Annotated in this window: 14 protein-coding genes and 1 CRISPR repeat array (1 of these 15 running past the window's edge); of the genes, 9 read left to right on the top strand and 5 right to left on the bottom strand. The window is 44.5% G+C overall.

All coding sequences use genetic code 11. The annotated features are described in order from the left end of the window. Nucleotides 1–2: 2 nt before the first annotated feature. Entirely contained in the window at nt 3–266 is a 264-nt protein-coding gene (locus PN466_RS12760; RefSeq protein WP_271940018.1) for a ribbon-helix-helix domain-containing protein, read from the bottom strand. Between the two features lie 569 nt (nt 267–835). On the opposite strand from PN466_RS12760, the gene PN466_RS12755 reads away from it, so the two are divergent. Both PN466_RS12755 and PN466_RS12750 read left to right on the top strand, forming a co-directional pair. Next, nucleotides 836–2,137, top strand: a complete 1,302-nt coding sequence (locus PN466_RS12755) for a CO2 hydration protein (RefSeq protein ID WP_271940017.1) — start codon at nt 836–838, stop codon at nt 2,135–2,137. Nucleotides 2,138–2,181: 44 nt separating this feature from the next. Beyond that, on the top strand, nt 2,182–2,583 hold the full coding sequence (locus PN466_RS12750) for a fasciclin domain-containing protein (protein WP_271940016.1): 402 nt from the start codon (nt 2,182–2,184) through the stop codon (nt 2,581–2,583). A 29-nt stretch (nt 2,584–2,612) separates the two neighbouring features. Here the strand turns inward: PN466_RS12750 and ispD are convergent, their stop codons facing one another. Further along, nucleotides 2,613–3,302: a 2-C-methyl-D-erythritol 4-phosphate cytidylyltransferase gene (gene ispD, locus PN466_RS12745; protein WP_271940015.1), complete on the bottom strand. Its 690-nt coding sequence runs from the start codon at nt 3,300–3,302 to the stop codon at nt 2,613–2,615. 219 nt (nt 3,303–3,521) lie between these two features. After that, nucleotides 3,522–4,463: a hypothetical protein gene (locus PN466_RS12740; RefSeq protein ID WP_271940014.1), complete on the bottom strand. Its 942-nt coding sequence runs from the start codon at nt 4,461–4,463 to the stop codon at nt 3,522–3,524. 72 nt (nt 4,464–4,535) lie between these two features. Between PN466_RS12740 and PN466_RS12735 the strand changes: the two genes are divergently transcribed. From PN466_RS12735 to PN466_RS12715, 5 genes are all read left to right on the top strand, one after another. Continuing rightward, nucleotides 4,536–5,495: a glycosyltransferase family 9 protein gene (locus PN466_RS12735; RefSeq protein WP_271940013.1), complete on the top strand. Its 960-nt coding sequence runs from the start codon at nt 4,536–4,538 to the stop codon at nt 5,493–5,495. A gap of 939 nt (nt 5,496–6,434) precedes the next feature. Then, nucleotides 6,435–7,022 carry a D-glycero-alpha-D-manno-heptose-1,7-bisphosphate 7-phosphatase gene (locus PN466_RS12730; protein WP_271940137.1) on the top strand — a complete coding sequence of 196 codons (588 nt, stop codon included), beginning with the start codon at nt 6,435–6,437 and terminating at the stop codon, nt 7,020–7,022. Nucleotides 7,023–7,260: 238 nt separating this feature from the next. Beyond that, a complete protein-coding gene (locus PN466_RS12725) occupies nt 7,261–8,484 on the top strand; it encodes a DUF790 family protein (RefSeq protein ID WP_271940012.1) in 1,224 nt (407 codons plus the stop codon). Between the two features lie 133 nt (nt 8,485–8,617). Continuing rightward, complete coding sequence (locus PN466_RS12720) at nt 8,618–10,231, top strand: AAA-like domain-containing protein (protein WP_271940011.1); 1,614 nt, start codon at nt 8,618–8,620, stop codon at nt 10,229–10,231. A gap of 15 nt (nt 10,232–10,246) precedes the next feature. Then, nucleotides 10,247–13,714 carry a WD40 domain-containing protein gene (locus PN466_RS12715; RefSeq protein WP_271940010.1) on the top strand — a complete coding sequence of 1,156 codons (3,468 nt, stop codon included), beginning with the start codon at nt 10,247–10,249 and terminating at the stop codon, nt 13,712–13,714. A 22-nt stretch (nt 13,715–13,736) separates the two neighbouring features. Here the strand turns inward: PN466_RS12715 and PN466_RS12710 are convergent, their stop codons facing one another. Beyond that, on the bottom strand, nt 13,737–14,078 hold the full coding sequence (locus PN466_RS12710; protein WP_271940009.1) for a winged helix-turn-helix transcriptional regulator: 342 nt from the start codon (nt 14,076–14,078) through the stop codon (nt 13,737–13,739). A gap of 101 nt (nt 14,079–14,179) precedes the next feature. Here PN466_RS12710 and PN466_RS12705 point away from each other — a divergent pair, with 101 nt between their 5' ends. Then, complete coding sequence (locus PN466_RS12705; RefSeq protein WP_271940008.1) at nt 14,180–14,905, top strand: pirin family protein; 726 nt, start codon at nt 14,180–14,182, stop codon at nt 14,903–14,905. A gap of 318 nt (nt 14,906–15,223) precedes the next feature. After that, nucleotides 15,224–15,808, top strand: coding sequence for an NADPH-dependent FMN reductase (locus PN466_RS12700; RefSeq protein ID WP_271940136.1), 585 nt, complete (start codon nt 15,224–15,226; stop codon nt 15,806–15,808). A 34-nt stretch (nt 15,809–15,842) separates the two neighbouring features. Here PN466_RS12700 and PN466_RS12695 read toward each other — a convergent pair whose 3' ends face one another. Further along, entirely contained in the window at nt 15,843–17,696 is a 1,854-nt protein-coding gene (locus tag PN466_RS12695; protein ID WP_271940007.1) for a zinc ribbon domain-containing protein, read from the bottom strand. A gap of 397 nt (nt 17,697–18,093) precedes the next feature. After that, nucleotides 18,094–18,274: direct repeats of the CRISPR family, unit length 37 nt; unit sequence GTTTCAATCCACAGCAATCTCTATTAGATTTTGAAAC (it continues 1,338 nt past the right edge of the window).

The following is an 18,274-nucleotide window of genomic DNA, read 5'->3' as shown; positions in this document are numbered from 1 at the left end:
CATCAGTATCGATCACGTTTAGCGCTTAATTTCTGCTCCAGATGCTTGAATACTGTTTCTGCATCTAGTAACTCACCCCTATCTGCCGCTTCTACTCCTATTTGCACTTCTTTTCGTAGTTGGGCATACCGTCCTTGGTAGATTCGGTTAATTTCTTCTAAGAGCTTGACTCCTGCTAAAATCACATCACTAGGGGAAGCATACTGACCAGTATCAATTTGATTTTCAATCAGTCGTTCTAACTCAGGGGTTAATAGAATTTTCATGATCTTGTCCTCCAACTTACTCTAATATAGTTTATTCTCTTTGGAGTAAGACATCTGAACAGGAGTAGATGAAGAACTTAAAACGCTTTTCTTTGTCTTGCTCTTACTTGGAACTTTTCTATCAGTCAATTGTCGCCTAGAGGTAGTTTCAGTAGTTGATTGACTGACGGTTTGGTAAAATCTCTGGAGAACGACGGTTATTGATTTGAGTGGCTTCCCAGAGGGCATAGCAGATGGGGTACTCTCTTTCATCTGGGCAACACCGACGTGGAATAACTCTCCGATAATGGTTATACTCTCATTTTGCATTTTTTTGTTTGAGTCCCGTTAGGTCACAGTTCCATTGCCATCACAGGGATTGATTTGCATACCGACCAGAGCAGCAGCAGTTATTTGGATATTTAACAATATTTCCCATTGCCTATTCCTATACAAATGTTGCCCTGCCCACCCTACTATATATATAGTGTGTTAGCCAATGGGTTTAACTTGCTCGCGCTTAGAACTTGACAAAATGCACACAGCCTTAACAGGTTAGCAATCCCTATTCCTTGTTCCCTAGTAAAACTATGCCTGAAACCCTAGAGTCATCAACCACAAAAATTCCGCCTTCAACCCACAAATACGCCGAAGTCATCCATCGTCTAGAAGCCGGTGGTTCCATGTTACCGGATACCCCGGAAAACCTAATGCAAATTATCGGCATTTATAAAGCCTATGCCGTGCCGATGGATTTCTATTGGCGAGATTTACTCTATATTGCCGAGCGCGTTTTTCTTGACCCTTTACCCTTCTTTAAATACTTCTTACCCCAAGAGTATTTAGATCTCCCCAATCACTATGCCGGAGACACCGCAGATTTTCGAGTTTGGCAAAAAGGAGAAGCCAGCGCTCACCCGGAATTATTGGAATTTATGGACAAGGGAGAACTGAAGAAAAAACTCCCAAAAATTTTCCATCATCTCTGGCACGATCGCGTAAACATGGAGTTTGCCGAAGCCTGTATGCGTGCCATGCTCTGGCATCAGGGAATGGGGGGTCAGTTTTATGACTATCTGGAGAGTGAGGAATATCTCGCCAACTGTGATAAGGCCATTAAAGCTTATTTTAAGGGCAATCCCTTGATGTTGGGACTCTATAAGCTCTTCCCGCAAATGTTCTACGAAAAGGTGCGCGAACTCTCCTACTACGCTAACTTGGGCTTATTCTGGGAAGTCATGGCTCCCGTGTTTTTTGAAATGAGCGATCTTTATGATGCCGGAGAGTTCAAAACGGTCCCCGATGCTATGAATTTCCTGGTTAATGGTATCTTCATTGCTGCCGGACGACCCATTTATCACCATGTCTATATTGGTGATGAATGTTATGAAATTATTCCCAAATCTAAAGGGTTTATGTGGCTCTATGAAGCGGCTTTACCCTATGTAGAAGCCGTGTTTTACCGTACTGCGCCCTTCCGAGGAACCAAGTCCTACAACGCCCAAGCTAAACAAGTTCCCGAAGAGCAAAAAGACTTTCACTATGGCATTCTCTACGCCGATGTTTTCCCGGTGGGAACCGCAGGCATTCCCCCAACTCTTTTAATGCAAGATATGCTCCATTTCCTCCCTCCTTATTTAGAAGAGTATTACCAAAAATACTGTCGAGGAGAAGATGATATGCTGATTCAGTTGGGAATTACCTTCCAGCGATCGATGTATAATGTTACCTCTGCGGTTATTCAAGCTTTAAGAGTTGCCCTACTCTATCCCTTAGACGATCCTAACCCCGAACACTTATTAAAAAATCGCCAATTCTTTGAAGCCCAAATGGATCGCTTCCTCCGCCCAGAAGCTCGTTTACCCGATATCCAAAGCCAAGATTATCGTTAATTGCCCCAACCCCTAGAAACCAAGTTTTCCCCATTCCCGAAAAAATGCCCAACATTGTTGAAATTGCAGTCAGTAATGATGCCTTCTCCACCCTCGTCACAGCCGTTAAAGTGGCTGGGTTAGTTGAAGCACTCCAACAACCTGGCCCCCTCACGGTTTTTGCCCCCAATGATGATGCTTTTGCCAAATTATTACCGGGAACCGTAGAGAGTTTGGTGCAGAATATTCCCCAACTTCAGCGTATCCTGACCTATCATGTGGTTGCTGGACGCTATACAACTGATGAATTAAAGGATCTCGGAAGTGTGACCTCTCTGGAAGGTTCCCCCATTCCCATTCGCTGTGGTGAAATTTTTGAAGTGAAAAATGCCACGGTTTTAGCGCCAGATATTGAAGCCAGCAATGGCATTATCCATGTGATAGATACCGTGATTTTGATGGGGTAAGAGCCTCTTTTTTCTGCCGATCCTAGTGGTTAGAGATCGGTTGATCGCTGTTGCAGAATACGCTCGGCGATCGCCAAATCAATGGGAGTCGTTACTTTAATATTCGTTTCTTCTCCCCTGACAATTTTTACTGGTAACTGGCATTGCTCAAATAAAGCTGCATCATCGGTGACTTCCCAGCCCTTGGCGCGTCCCTTTTCATGGCAGTCTTTAATTGCGTCTACTGCAAACCCTTGGGGCGTTTGGGCAGCCCAAAGATCGGCGCGGTTGGGGGTACTTTCAATCCAATGCTCGGTATTGACCACCTTAATGGTATCTTTGACAGGCACAGCCGCAATTAACCCCTCGCACTCTTGAAGAGCGATCGCACACCGGTCGAATAGCTCCGGAGTCACCAAACACCGGGCCCCATCATGGATCAAAACCCTCTCAGCGCCCTCTGGCAGCGCCTGTAGGCCGTTGTAAACCGATTCTTGGCGCGTCGAACCCCCCACAATCAAATGGACGGGTTTTTGCAAGCCTAAGCCGCCGATAATCTCCTCAAACGCCGGAAAATCCGTCGGTTGTCCCATAATGCCAATCCACTCAACAGTTTCCGCTGCTTCTGCTGCTCGTAGCGTCCAAGCGAGTAAAGGATCGCCCAATACGGTTAATAAGAGCTTATTGCGATCGCTCCCCATCCGCTTGCCCATCCCTGCTGCTGGAATCAATACATGCATAGTCCTTATGAATTAACAATTGACAATTAATAATTTTCATGTCGGCGACAGCCGAAACAATGGATTTGTAGGGGCGGGTTTTACCATTAACTAGAATACCTACGAGTCAATTTCCTAAACCCGCCCTCCTTCTCTGTGTCTCTGTAGTTTACCATCTACGATACGCCAGCTAGAAGCCGGGTTTCTTTAAGAAACCCAGCTTCTGGGAACACAAGGACATTAATTCTCTGGACTAAACCGGGCTAACATCTCCTCACGAGATTCTTGCATACAGACTGGAATCAACTCTTCTAGAGACCGTTCCATCATGCTGTCTATCATTCCCCCTAACTCCTCATCCAAAGAACCAAACCGCGTTCTTAATAACGTTTCAATGGTTACTCGTTTAGCCTGTTGAACACCTTCTTGTATCCCTTGTTGAATACCTTCTTGTATTCCTTGTCGAATACCTTCTCGTACTGTATCTTCTCGCCATTTTAAGTAAGCCGGTGATAATTCCATAACTAACTCCTGGTCTTCGGGATTGAGATCTATCTTAGCTTGTACATTAATTCGCCATATCCCAATGAGTTCTAGGATATTACGCCGTTGTGGATCATTTTCTGGCAGTTCTAGCACTTGTTCGATCGCTCTTTTCTGGGTTCCCCCTTTTCCCAACAGTCTTAACCAGAGGGTTTCTGGGGTTTCTGGGAGTTGGTTAATCGCGATGATTCCGGTGTGGAAAATCTCAGCAAACCGGTAAACTCCGGTACACCAGTTTTCTGCGTCTGAGTGAGCGCCACAAAGATCTAAGACTCTTTCCGATACAGTGGGGGTTAAAATCCACAGGGTAGGTAAGGTTTGGGTCTCTATCGGTTGTGTATCTCGCTTGGCTTGACGGTAGAATTCGCCATGGATGTACAGCAGTTTAAGGACACAACTGCTAATTTCTCGTTTACTGGGACAGTTGCGAAAGGGTTCCCACAGGCAAGGCGTAGAAGCCAGTTGAGCCAGTAAACCCAAGGGTGGAGGATTGCTGGGAGGTTCCGGGGAGGGCTGGAAAAAGAGGTCAATGTGCAAGGTTTCCCCTGGAATTTCGCGGCTAACTTCCACAGTTCCTAGGGGTTCGAGGAGTTCTTTCAGGTAGGCTTTGGCAAATTGATCGTGGGGTTGGCGAGTCATTTCGATGAAAATTGCTCTGTGGGCCTAAGACAACGGATACAATGCAAGCGTTCATACATTCTACAGAAGGTCATGAAAGTAGTAGCCCTTGTTCCGGGTGGCATTGGGGATCAAATCTTGTTTTTCCCGACTCTCGATCGCCTGAAACAGTCCTATCCCAAAGCTGAAATCGATGTCATTGTTGAACCTCGGTCAAAGGGAGCATATCGCGTCAGTCAGTCCGTCAACGATGTGTTTGCCTTTGACTTCAAAGACCGCAACTCTCCAGCAGACTGGGGAAACCTATTGGGCATTTTACGCGATCGCGAATATGAAATTGCCCTCTCCCTCGGTCAACGCTGGACAGTTGGACTCCTTCTCTGGCTCACGGGTATTCCTACCCGCATCAGTTATCAAGGCCCGGGGTCAATGTTCCTCTCTAACCCCATTCCCCTGAAAACCGAGCAATATGCGGCTCATATGTATTATGACCTGCTCCAAGGTTTGGGCATCACCAGCCCCTGTCCCGAACTCTCCATCAATGTGCCCAAAAAAGACATTGAATGGGCCGAAAAGCAGCAGCAAGACCTCGGTATTGGTGAAGGGGGCTATCTCTTAATTCACGGTGGGTCTAGCCAATTAGCCCAAACCAAAGGCATTGATAAAATTTATCCGGTGGCAAAATGGCAAGAAATTGTCCAAACCCTCAACCAGCAACAGCCAGATTTACCCATAGTGGTACTGAAAGGCCCTGAAGATGAAGCTCTGGTTAACCAACTCCTACAAGGAAATCCCAACTTGAAGGTCACGTCTCCACCAGATATAGGTAAACTGGCAGCTATGATTGCCAATGCCAATTTAATGCTTTGTACCGATAGTGCCCCTATGCATTTGTCTGTGGCCGTGAAAACCTTTACCATTGCCCTATTTGGCCCCACAGAACCGAAAAAATTACTCCCTGCCAGCGATAAATATATCGGTATTTCCTCCCCTACGGGCAAAATGGCAGATATCACCTCCCAAATGGTGCTGGAGAAAATTCTCGGCAGTTAGCACTCTATTGTTTGCCCTCATCTCCCAGCTCCTTCTCCCATCGGCTCTGCCCTGGGCAAAGCCGATGGGAGAGGGCAGAGGTGCTTCGCGCTAGGGAATAGGGAATAAGGTCGGAGAATGGGCAAAGCGTCTTGCTATAACTTTGACAGGACTTACGCATTAACTCTATCCGTAGTAGATTGTTTCACCTAAAATAGTGCTTTGTTTGTAGTAAGCACGAAGAGTGCTTAAAAGCCTAGCTACAGAGGGCTAGAGCAATCACTACAAACATTCGCTCGCTCTCGGTGACGGTTTATATTAGGAGTTGATGTCATCAAATTATAAAACAGCTATGAGTCGGGAAATTAGAGTCGCAATTGTTGGGATGATTTTGGGACTACTGGCTACCATTGCTACTGAAGAGATGAGATGTATTATTTTGCCGTTTACATCCAAGTGTTTGAGATGTTGGAAGGAAACACATTCCAGTGGAAATATATCGGAAATTATTGGATCGTATTTTTCAGTTATTTGCTTATGTTTCCTGGGTTTTGCGATGTTTTTTTGTCAATCCAGAAAAGGATATAAATCCAAATATACCACTAATTAATAGGATAGTCGTCATAACTGTACTCTCTTTGATTCCACCAATTACCCAGCTTGTTTACTGGATTTATAAATTGGAAAAATGTCTGTAAATAAAGCGAACTTTTTGGCTCTAAAACAACTCGCTTTTTCTCTGCCAACAAAAGAGCTTCCCAAACACTTATCGGACTTAAATAAAGTTGATTGGTTTCATCCTCAATCATTTCAATCAGCGATGGTTATTAACTTGAACCAACTTGGTATGCCTTGGTAAGGTTAATTCATGTCCAATTCAACTGTTATCGGTTCTTGGCAACCTTTGGCCGGCGATCGCTATTATTTTCTTATCCCTTATTCCCCCATCCCCCTATCCCCATGAAACCTGCCGTATTTCTAGACCGCGATGGAGTCCTTAACCAGGAAGTCGGCTATATCCATCGAGTAGAAGACCTCAATCTCATTCCCGGTGTTGCTCAAGCTGTACGTCGTTTAAACGATCGCAACTTATTCTGTTGTTTAGTCACCAATCAATCTGGCCCAGCCCGTTCTTATTATGGTATGGATCATGTTCATGCCCTCCATCAGCGCCTCTGTAACCTCCTAGAAACCGAAGCTGGAGCCGTCTTAGATACCCTCTTCGTGTGCCCCTATCTCAGCCCCCCAGAAGGCGGTACTAACCCGGAATTTGCCCGATGGAGTACCTGGCGCAAACCCAATACCGGCATGTTAGTCGCGGCCGCATGGGAACACGATCTAGACCTCAGTGCTAGTTTTATGGTGGGCGATAAAGCCACCGATATTGATATGGCCCATAATGCCGGATGTCAAGGCATTTTAGTCCAAACCGGCTATGGTTCGCGGGTACTTTCCGGAGACTATCAACACCATACCCGACCCGATTATATCGCCACAGATTTAGCTGATGCCGTAAATTGGATTCTTACATCAGGGAATAGGGAATAGGGTTGGGTTTTCGGCAAAGCCGACATGTTTCCGCAAGGCGGACATGAACATGTCGCGAAGCGAAACGTTCCTCAACCCAAACTACATTAGATTTTGTTTGTAGTGAGGGTTTTAACCCTCTCCAGCTAGGCTTTTAAGCACTCTTCGTGTTTACACCAAACAAAGCCCTATTTTAGGTAAAACAGTCCACTACAATGATTTACTAGACCCATTATTGATTTTTAATTGTTAATTAATCATGCTGCCGAGCGAATTACTCATTTATCGCTATAGCGGTGAAACCATCATTCCCAAACGATTAAAATTAGACCGCTATTGGATAGGCATCGCCACCGACTTAATTGCCTGTTTTCAAGATCATATCAGTCAACCCCAAAAAAAACTCGATCGCAGCTTACAGGAATTTGAAGGCGAAAGTCCCGATTTTCGCATTAAGCGCGGACTCGCTCATTTATTGAAAAGCAGCTTTTCTACGTTTGAAACCATCAGTCCCCTCGACCCTCCCCTCCTCAGACAACGCATCTTTGCCCAAGCTGCCCAAGGTCGGCCGGGACTAGACTGGACAGAACAAACCTTAAATCAAGTTGCCGAAAGTTTGAGCCAAGAACTGAAGCGAGAAGTTGCTATTGATGAGTTGCGTCAAGGGCTTTATTCTGATTTAATCGAAAATCGTATCTTTACCCAATTCGATCCCCCAGAACCTGAGCCACTCCTCCACCGTTATAATCTTTCCCAAGTCCAAGGAATTTTTTATCGCGCCACCCATATTAAAATTAATGCCCATCGCAATGTTCCTGGAGAATATAAGCTCTTATTCCGCTATTTAAAACTCTTTCAACTGATGTCTTATATTGAAGGAGATGCTGACCATGGATTTACGATTACTATTGATGGGCCATCCAGTTTACTACGGGTGAGTACCCGCTATGGACTCGCTTTAGCTAAGTTGATTCCCGCTCTACTACATGTTACAAAGTGGAGCATAGAAGCTAATTTGCAAACTCGTGATTTCTATACTGGCGCACCCAAACAAGGTAAGTTTTCTTTAGATTCTCAATGTCAATTAGTCAGTCACTATCCCCCTGGCAAATCCTATGATAGTATGCTCGAATCCGCTTTTGCCGATCGCTGGGCCAAGCAGAAAACCGATTGGGTTTTAGAGCGAGAAGTCGATTTAATCCCCATTCCCGGGAGTGTGATGATTCCGGATTTTCGCTTTGTCCATCCCGATGGGCGGTCAGTTTTGTTAGAAATTGTGGGCTATTGGCGACCGAGTTATTTACAGAAAAAGTTTTATCAAGTGAAACAAATTGATGATAAAGCTTTAATTCTAGCCATCTCTGACCGCTTGAATTTAGAAAAAGCTGGAGTTAAGATAGAAGAGTGTCCTATCCCAATTATCTGGTTTAAGAATAAGTTATTACCCAAGTCTGTACTGCCAGTATTAGAGGCCATGCAATGATAAACACTCCTCATACATCTGCTATCCTATAGAGTATGGCCGTAATGAGGAACCAATCGGAGTCAATCTGTATAAAAAATGAAAAACAGTTGACCATTACCCATTACCCATGACCTATAATGAGGGTGAGTCAATGAATTTTTCTTCTGAACAAATCTGGTCTATAGAAGCTCCATATTCCCCAGTTCCTATTGGCTCTCCCTTTTATATTGAACGGTTCCCGATTGAAGAAGAAGTTTGTACTGAGTTAGAAAAACCAGGCAGTCTGATTCGGATTAAAGCGCCTCATAAGATGGGGAAAAGTTCTCTCTTAATTCGGATTATTGCCCATGCTCAATCCTTAAGTTATCCAACAATTACCATTGACTTTCAGGAAATTGATGAATCTATTTATACAAGTTTAAATAGATTTTTACGTTGGTTTTGTATTAAAATAACTTTAGCTCTCAAATTGCCGAATGAATTAGATGAGTATTGGGATCAAGAAATCGGAGCTAAAGCCAGTAGCACGTTATATTTAGAAGAATATATTTTGCAGCATTTAGATTCGCCAATTGTCTTAAGTCTCAATGAAGTGAATCGAATCTTTGATTATCCAAATTTAGCTCAGGATTTTTTGTCTTTGTTGCGGTTTTGGTATGAACAATCTAGACAAGTCAGTGAGTTTGATCGATTTCGATGGATTGTTGTCCATTCTACGGAAAATTATGTTAAGTTCAATTTGAATCAATCTCCGTTTAATGTAGGCATTCCGATCCAACTCCCCCCCTTTACTATAGAACAAGTTGAACAATTATTAAGGCGACATAAATTGACTTTAGTCGATCCATCAGATCTGGTATATGTGATGAACGTAACAGGTGGTCACCCTTATTTAGTTCGCTTACTCTTTTACTCTCTTTGTCGATCTAACTTATGCTTAAAAGATTTTCTAGATAATGATGTGTTGAAAACAAAAATATATAAGCGTCATTTACAAAAGAAATGGGGGAGTTTACAGCAGGATGCCGAGCTATTTAAGCAATTTCAAGAGTTAGTCTCTGAGGAAGAAGGATTGGTTTTAGAACCAAGAGTTGCTTATAAGTTGGAGAGTCTAGGATTAGTCAGTATTGTGGGCGATCGCGCTCAAGTTTCCTGTGAACTTTATCGCGATTTCTTCTTGAATTATGCCTTTATCACGCCTTCCCCATCAAATCAGCATCTGGAAAAACTAGAACAGGAAAATCAAAAGCTAAAACAATTGATTCATACGGATAGTTTAACTCAAGTGGCTAATCGTCGCCGCTTTGACAGTTACTTAGAAAATGAATGGAATAGATGCTTAAAAGAAACGCTATTTATTTCCTTGGTTTTGGTTGATATTGACTGCTTTAAAGAGTATAATGATACTTATGGGCATCAGGAAGGCGATCGCTGCCTACAAAAAGTAGCACGAAAGATAGCCCAATGCCTCAACCATACCGATCATCTGCTGGCTCGCTATGGTGGCGAAGAGTTTGCCATCATTTTGTCAGGGAAGAATCCGATTGTTACCCTGAACCTGGCTGAAGATATTATGGAGGCAGTCAAAAGCTTAAAAATTGAGAATATCAATTCTAAAGTCGGGTCTAAAATTGTTACGATTAGCCTGGGAATTGCTAGTATCATTCCTTACATCAAAGATCATCCAGATGACCTATTCAAACGAGCCGATCAAGCCCTTTACCAATCCAAGGAAAAAGGTAGGGATCAAGTCACTTTAAAGTAATTTTTAATTTATATTATGTCCATCTATCAGGTTGGTGGTAGCTTAAGAAAAGATTCATCAAGTTATATTCAAAGACAGGCTGACACTCAGTTATATAATGCGTTGAAGAAGGGTGAATTTTGTTATGTTTTAAATTCCCGACAAATGGGCAAATCGTCTCTATTGGTCAGAACCCGATATCAATTAGAGCAGGAAGGATGGAAATGTGCCACAGTTGATTTAACCAGTATTGGCAGTGAACATATCACTCCCGAACAATGGTATAAAGGGATCGTAAGTGAATTAAGACGAGGATTTAAGTTATTTAAGACATTTAATTTAAAGGAATGGTGGAAAACTCAAGAGAGTTTATCCATCACCCAGCGCTTAACCCAATTCATCTATGATATTTTGTTTGCCACATTTGAGCAAGAAAATCTAGTCATTTTCATTGATGAGATTGATAGTATTTTAAGTTTGCCTTTCCCGATTAATGATTTTTTTGCTTTCATTCGCTTTTGCTACAATCAACGTGCTTTAGAACCGGATTATAATCGATTAACATTTGCCATTTTTGGGGTGGCGACTCCCTCCGATTTAATTGCCGATCCATCCCGAACTCCCTTCAATATTGGCACAGCCATAGAATTGAATGGATTTACGTTTTCTGAGATGCAACCCTTAGCTCAGGAATTATCAGCAAATCACCTGAATCTGAATCGAATTATCAAGCGGGTTTTGTATTGGACAAATGGACAGCCTTTTCTGAGCCAAAAGTTGTTTAAAACTCTTGCCCAAGTGAGTGAAGAGATCGATGAAAAATCAGCAAAATTATTAGCTGGAAATGAAGAACTTTGGGTCGAGCAAGTTGTCCGGGAAAAAATTCTCGATCAATGGCAATCTCAAGATGAACCGGAACACTTAAAAACAATCCGCGATCGCCTGCTCGACAATCCCCAGCACAGTGCCCGACTCTTGAGTGTTTACCAGCGTATCCTCCAAGGGGAGAGAGTTCACAATGACGATAGTTGGGAACAGATTGAACTGATCTTATCCGGTTTGGCGATCAAGGAAAAGGGGGTATTACGGGTTAAAACTCGGATTTATGAGCAAATTTTTAATCAAGACTGGGTGAGAGAGCAATTAAATGATCTGCGCCCTTACTCCCAAATGTTACAGGCTTGGTCGATCAGTGGTCAAACGGATACGTCCCGATTATTGCGAGGACAAGCACTTCAGGATGCCCAAGTTTGGGCCCAAGGAAAACGTTTAAGTAATGAGGATTATCAGTTTTTATCGGCATCGGTTGAGGTGGATCGGCAAGCGGTACAAACTGCCCTCGAAGCCGATCGCACCAAAGAGGTAGAAGCACGGTTAAAACAAGAACAACATCTCGCTCACTTACAACGCCAATTTCTCTGGGTTCTCAGTCTTGCTCTACTGATTGCCAGTGGATTGGGAATCCTAGCCTTTTGGCAATTTCGACAAGCGAGACTGAGCGAACAACAAGCCAGAATTAGTGAAATTAGAGCGTTGGTTTCTTCCTCTAGGGGACTCCTGATTGCTGATAAAAAATTGCTGGCTTTAGTTGAAGGAATTAAAGCCAAACGTCGCCTACACAGTCTGAATAATAGTTCTTCAACCTTAAACCAACAGGTTGATAGAATCCTAGAACAGGGAATCTATGAAATTGTTGAAGCCAATATTTTATCGGGGAATCAAGCCGGAATTCCTGAACTGGATTTTAGTCCAGATGGGCAATTGATTGCTACGGCGATCGCCGATCATACCCTTAAACTGTGGACACCTGAAGGCGCTCTGCTCAAAACCCTCCAAGGTCATCAAGCGCCCGTCATTGCTGTTACCTTTAGCCCCAATAGTCAAATCCTTGCCTCTGCTGCAATGGACAATACCCTTAAACTCTGGACAAGGGAGGGTGAATTACTTAAGACTTTAACCGGCCATACCAACATTATCTTTGGCATTGCCTTCAGTCCTGACGGCCAAACCCTGGCATCCGCATGTAGGGATGGTACAGTTAAACTCTGGACTCTGGAGGGTCAATTACTCAAAACATTGCCCCATGAGAGTGGAGTGCGAACGGTGAGGTTTAGCCCAGATGGGCAAATCCTCGCTTCTGGGAGTGAAGATCGCACGATTATTTTATGGACATTAGAGGGCAAACGCCAAGCGACCCTCAACGGTCACCAGAATGCCATCACTGATATCGTTTTCAGTCCCGATGGCCAAACCCTGGCTTCTTCTAGCTTAGACCAGACGATCAAACTCTGGAACTTAGCCAGTCCTCACCCTCAAGAACTGAGAACCTTAGAAGGACATCAGGGACAAATCTGGAATCTGCGCTTTAGTCCCCAGGGTAAGATCTTAGCCTCGGCTAGCGACGATCGCACCGTGAAAATCTGGACAGTCGAGGGTACAGAGATAGCCACCTTAGTTGGTCATCGCAGTCGGATCAGGGCCCTGGATTTTAGTCCCGATGGTCAGACTCTAGCTTCTGGAAGTGCGGATACAAGGGTGAAATTATGGCGACTATCCCATCCCTTACAGACTATTTTTGCTGAAAGCGATCGCCAAAACCAGACCCTGGTCAGTCAGGATGGCCGCCAATTACCGTTACTAGATTTGACTGAAACCCTTAATCATTGGCAGTCTTCTCCTGAATCCTTAACCGGTTCCTACCCTCATAAGATTGGAGTCTGGAAAAACGAACATTCCGATGGCCAGGTGAAGACAACCGCAGGGCAAGTCTGGAGACGAGATGCGGGTCTGAGATTAGCTGTTGCGGGCAAAAATGACGGTGTTCGGAAAGTCAGTTTTAGTCAGGATCGTCAGATGGTTCTCCCTCTCTATGGCTCTAACAATGGCACGATTGAGATTCAACGGTTAGATGGGTCTATCGTGAGTGTGCTTCAAGGTCATCAGTCGATTGTTTGGGGAACAGACTTTAGTCCCGATAGTCAGTTAGTGGCGACTGCCAGTTCCGATGCTACGGTTAAACTGTGGCATGTGGATGGAAGGTTATTAAAAACTTTGGATGGACATCAAGCGAGTGTGTTTGATGTGGCGTTTAGTCCTGATGGTGAGTTTCTTGTGTCCGTGGGTCAAGATCAAACCATTCGCTTGTGGAATTTAGAGACGTTTGCAGTGCAAGTTTTCCAGGCAGATCGCGGCTTACATAGTGTAGACGTGAGTCCTGATGGTCGCTCGATAGCAGTGGGGACGTTAGATAATGCGGTGGAACTTTGGGATCGGGAGGGCCGGCGATCGCATGTTCTCAGCGGCCATGAAGGGGCTGTCACTGCCTTACAATTTAGCCCAGATGGTCAGTTATTGATATCTAGAAGCAGCGATCGCAAGGTGATTGTTTGGAATATGGATGATATCCTCACCGCTAATCCCCTGGATTTAGGCTGTGATTGGGTTCGGGATTATTTGGTCAATAGTCTGAATGGGGAAGAGGGCGATCGAGGGGTTTGTGGATAGGGAATGGGGAATAGGGAATGGATTAACCTTTACCGCGCGAAGCGTTGTATTGAATCGCCCAATTGTGCATCGCAGTCAAGACTGGCTCTAAGCTGCGTCCAGTGGGAGTGAGGGAATACTCCACTTTAGGGGGCACTTGAGAGTAAACGACGCGATCGATGAGTCCATCCTGTTCCATTTCTCGCAGTTGTTGAGTCAGCATTTTCTGCGTTACTCCAGAAATTGCCCGTTGCAGTTCCCCAAAGCGTTTCACCCCAGAGAAAAGTTCGCGCAAAATCAGAACTTTCCACCGTCCCCCAATCACTTTGATCGTGGTTTCTACGGCGCAGGTTAGGCGAGTTGAGGACTCAATTGGACTGTGCATCGTTACTTTTTGGGTACTATGGCACTTTGAAGTACCGTCTTTACAGGCTCAGTTGAGCTGAACTAAACTAATGATTAAGAGTTGAGCTGGGTCTTTCTGTTATGGTTAACGCACCCTTAAAAACACCACAAATTGTGCTTCGTAAATCCTCAGAACGAGGACAGGCAAACCATGGATGGTTAAAGTCGAATCATACCTTTTCATTTGCCGGTTATTACGATCCAAAATATCAAGGCTTTCGCCATCTTTTAGTGATTAATGAAGACCGAATTCAAGGAGGTTCTGGATTTGGAACCCATCCGCACCGAGATATGGAAATCATTTCTTATGTAATTAACGGTGCGTTAGAACATAAAGATAGCATGGGCAATGGGTCGGTGATTAATCCCGGAGATGTCCAGATTATGAGCGCTGGAACCGGAGTAACCCATAGCGAGTATAACCATTCTCAAGAGGATACGACCCATTTTTTACAAATCTGGATTGCACCGAATCAAAAAGGTCTGAAGCCAGGCTATCAACAAGAGTATTTTAGTCCAGAATCGAAACAAAATCAACTGCGATTGTTAGTTTCTCCCGATGGTGAGGGCGGTTCAGTGGTGATTCATCAAGAGGCAAAAATATTTGCGTCGATTTTAGATCCACAGGTGCAGGTCTCTTATAATTTTGCGCCAGAGCGTTATGGATGGATACAAATGATTCGCGGGAAACTATCCGTCAATGGTATGGTATTAGAAACGGGAGATGGAGCCGCGATCGCCAACCTCCAAACCTTAAATTTACAAGCGGAAGAATCCTCGGAATTTCTGCTCTTTGATTTAGCTTAGTTGCTGTTACAGCGCTTCGCGCGGTAATAGGTAATAGGAAAATCATTGTTCACGCTATAATGCCCTGAGTAAGTTTGAGGATTAAACTTCAATTTTACTTGTCCCAGAGTGATAGAAGAGGGATAGCGTTTCTCTCTTCTATGAGGTACAGCTTGAAGCCTTAGAAACTAAGCCATACAAGCTATTGCAAAGCAAGCCTAGCGCGAAACACTATATATCCCTCTCCTGCTTTGGGAGAAGCGCTCCCTTCGACTCCGCTCAGGGCGCGCTGGGAGATGAATGAAACGGTTTAAAACTCATTTTCTCACTCAATTAATCATGTCCAACTCCACTAAAATCCTGGCCTTTGCTGGCAGCGCTCGCCAGGACTCTTTCCATAAAAAACTGGTGAAAATCGCTGCTCAAGGAGCTACTGATGCGGGGGCAGAAGTTACGTTTATTGATTTGCGTGATTACCCGATGCCCATTTATGACCAGGATTTACAAGAACAGGAAGGATTTCCGCAGTCCGTTTTAGCCTTGAAGCAGTTCTTCAAATCTCACAACGGTTTGTTAATTGCCTCTCCAGAATACAATAGCTCCATTAGCGGGTTATTGAAAAATACCATCGATTGGCTCTCTCGTTCAGAACCAGATGAATCCCCTTTAGCGCTCAGTTGTTTTCGGGGTAAAGTGGCCGCAATTATGAGCACCTCCCCTGGAGGATTAGGCGGTTTAAGGGGATTGGTGCATTTACGAGCAATTTTGGAGAATATTGGCGTAATTGTTTTACCAGATCAAAAGACGATTCCAAATGCATTTGAACAGTTTGATAGTCAAGGACAACTGAAGGAGCAAAGGCAACAGGAGTCGGTACAAGCACTGGGAAAAAAGTTGGCTGAGTTAGCGATGAAATTGCAATAGTTAATGGTAAGGTCGCAAGATTTTTTGCCCCTACTTATGATTTTTTGCGCGTTTTTTTGATCTTTTGTTTAATGGTTTTCTGTAGACTGGGTTCACGTCCAATCTTGGCAATCAGTGCAGAAGAGTTAACATCTCGATCGCCCTCATACCCACACTGGGTACAATGATAGACGGGCTTGCTGATGTCCATTTCTGGGTCATAGGCTAGGCATTTACAGCAGATACGGGATAAAGGTAGGTCAGCAGCGAACTTGATGCGCTGGGTAGACTTGCCAAATTCTTGGGTTTTCTTGTCGATTAAGTCAATCTGTTGACCGATCGCCGCGTCTCGATTACTCTTATTTTGTCCTGTAACGGCCGATGCTTGATTTTTGTCAAATCCGCTCCCGTCTTCTTTCGCTTTGGCTTTTGCCTTTCCCACTTTCTTCTGTAGTCCATCCTCTACAGCAATACCCGACGAATAGGTGGTTAAATAGGAAGCAATGCGGTATTGATGCGATCGCCGTCTGCGTTTCGTTTTTTCGTGGATACGTTTAATTTTCTGTTTGCACTCCTTCACCCCTTGGGAGTCTCCGCACTGTTTCCAGCGCAAGCGTTGGATAGTACTGGCGTTTAAATCAACACCAATATGGGCGCATAAATCCTCAACCGTGCGGCAAGTTTTGAGAATATCCGCATCCCCTTCCGAGACATAATCCAAGAGATTAGTGTCCGGATGATGAATCCAGAGAATCAGACGACGGTAGAGCTTCTCGTCCAGTTTCTGCTGTGCTTTTCCCAGTTGCTCTTGGGACTCTCGATAAAACCGGGGTTTACTGATTTGTTGACTGCGGGTTTCTCCCCCCTCATTCACCCAACTCACCGAGCAATAATTCTCCTCTTTCCATCCCCAATCGATGCCGGCATATCCCCTCGGTTCAACCTTTCGCACTCGTCGGGGCGTTTCTTCGCGGGTGAGTTGCACGAAAAAACCCGATGCTTTCTCCACAATTTGCATAATTTTCACCCGACTCTTTCCCCAGCGTTTATCGAGTCCAGGTAGGTGGACATCCCCAAAACCAGGAATTTTCAGCACATCGCTCCCAATAGCACGGACAGCATCAGCCGATTGGGGTTTCTTCCCTCCCGCGTTGGGGTTGGGGTGGCGAATGGTATTCACTGGGGTGTTCGTTCCTTTGAATTTCGGCTTACCTCGGCGTAGGGATTCTTTACTGTAACGGTCTTTGACATATTTATCCCAAGCGCCCCCTAGTTGTTCGAGTAATCCCATCCGATACTTTTGTTGCACGTTGAGGATTAATTGACGGTCTAAGTCTTTGAGCAAATCGGGGGTAATAATTGTTGGATCTTGTAAATCTCTGGCTCTGGCAAGGATACCTAAACCTCGTTTGGAGTCCTTCATGGCTGAATTGCTAATTAGACCCGGGTTATGGTCTCGTTGGATGGGACAGGAGTAGCCATATCCCCCAACCCATCCAGAGGCTTTAACCTCGGCGCGGGTAAACACATGATCTTTATCAGCCATTCTCTGGTGGCCCGCTTTTGTAGTAGCTGTGGGGTAGGCTTGGCAAGCAGCGACAATCCACCGAGAGCGCCTGTCAAGGACGGGGGAATGGGCGACCCAGGTTTTTGAGAGGTCATCCTTGACTTGGTGACGGACTAGGGTACATTTGGAGACATAAGTTTTAGACACCTTGTCATAGTGCCAATTTTCATCAGCGTTGATCAGTTGCCCTAGGGCAAAATTCCATAGCCGCCTCAAGCCTTCCTGATATTCACGGATGATGGCGATCTGGTCGGATGTAAAATTGGCCTTGAATTCACTAACTTTACAGATCATTAAGCGTGGTTGAAATTTGCGTTTTGGTGGTATAGTAAATCCTAACATCTTACGATGTTCCCTGGTTTCGAGGGATACGGCGGTGTAGCTTCGGCAGCCGCAATCTGCTGGTGAGATCAACCAGCGATTTCTAATAGAGATTAGTTATTCATGAACCTTGAAAACTGAATATTCGGATTGCCCTCTAATTCACCGCAATCTCTATTCGCTTTTGGAAGAATTCCGACACAGGGTAGATGTTAAGTTGAAGTGATTCCGAGATAGGCTACAGCCCCGATCCCGATTGACTTCTAAGGACTCAACTGCTCAATCGACCGTCGGCCCTTATGCAGTCAGGGTTTCAGCGATTTTGGCAGGATCAAGGTCTCTCATTCAGCCATCTTTGGGGTTCAGTGTCGGAAACTGAGTGTCAAAGCTATGGCTGATAAGGATTCTACAGCAAGCGGTTTCAATCCACAGCAATCTCTATTAGATTTTGAAACCCAGAAAACCTTATCTCCCAAAAACCAGTAGGAGGCAGGAGTTTCAATCCACAGCAATCTCTATTAGATTTTGAAACTTGTCCATTGGGAAAAGGAAGAATGCATTGTAGAGTTTCAATCCACAGCAATCTCTATTAGATTTTG

This window comes from Roseofilum reptotaenium CS-1145 (genome assembly GCF_028330985.1).
Taxonomy (GTDB): Bacteria; Cyanobacteriota; Cyanobacteriia; order Cyanobacteriales; family Desertifilaceae; genus Roseofilum; species Roseofilum reptotaenium.
This window is presented reverse-complemented; position numbering and strand designations above follow the sequence as displayed.

Coding starts and splice junctions, on each gene's coding strand:
- PN466_RS12760 (WP_271940018.1), bottom strand. CDS start 266: ATGAAAATTCTATTAACCCCTGAGTTAGAACGACTGATTGAAAATCAA.
- PN466_RS12755 (WP_271940017.1), top strand. CDS start 836: ATGCCTGAAACCCTAGAGTCATCAACCACAAAAATTCCGCCTTCAACC.
- PN466_RS12750 (WP_271940016.1), top strand. CDS start 2,182: ATGCCCAACATTGTTGAAATTGCAGTCAGTAATGATGCCTTCTCCACC.
- ispD (WP_271940015.1), bottom strand. CDS start 3,302: ATGCATGTATTGATTCCAGCAGCAGGGATGGGCAAGCGGATGGGGAGC.
- PN466_RS12740 (WP_271940014.1), bottom strand. CDS start 4,463: ATGACTCGCCAACCCCACGATCAATTTGCCAAAGCCTACCTGAAAGAA.
- PN466_RS12735 (WP_271940013.1), top strand. CDS start 4,536: ATGAAAGTAGTAGCCCTTGTTCCGGGTGGCATTGGGGATCAAATCTTG.
- PN466_RS12730 (WP_271940137.1), top strand. CDS start 6,435: ATGAAACCTGCCGTATTTCTAGACCGCGATGGAGTCCTTAACCAGGAA.
- PN466_RS12725 (WP_271940012.1), top strand. CDS start 7,261: ATGCTGCCGAGCGAATTACTCATTTATCGCTATAGCGGTGAAACCATC.
- PN466_RS12720 (WP_271940011.1), top strand. CDS start 8,618: ATGAATTTTTCTTCTGAACAAATCTGGTCTATAGAAGCTCCATATTCC.
- PN466_RS12715 (WP_271940010.1), top strand. CDS start 10,247: ATGTCCATCTATCAGGTTGGTGGTAGCTTAAGAAAAGATTCATCAAGT.
- PN466_RS12710 (WP_271940009.1), bottom strand. CDS start 14,078: ATGCACAGTCCAATTGAGTCCTCAACTCGCCTAACCTGCGCCGTAGAA.
- PN466_RS12705 (WP_271940008.1), top strand. CDS start 14,180: ATGGTTAACGCACCCTTAAAAACACCACAAATTGTGCTTCGTAAATCC.
- PN466_RS12700 (WP_271940136.1), top strand. CDS start 15,224: ATGTCCAACTCCACTAAAATCCTGGCCTTTGCTGGCAGCGCTCGCCAG.
- PN466_RS12695 (WP_271940007.1), bottom strand. CDS start 17,696: ATGTTAGGATTTACTATACCACCAAAACGCAAATTTCAACCACGCTTA.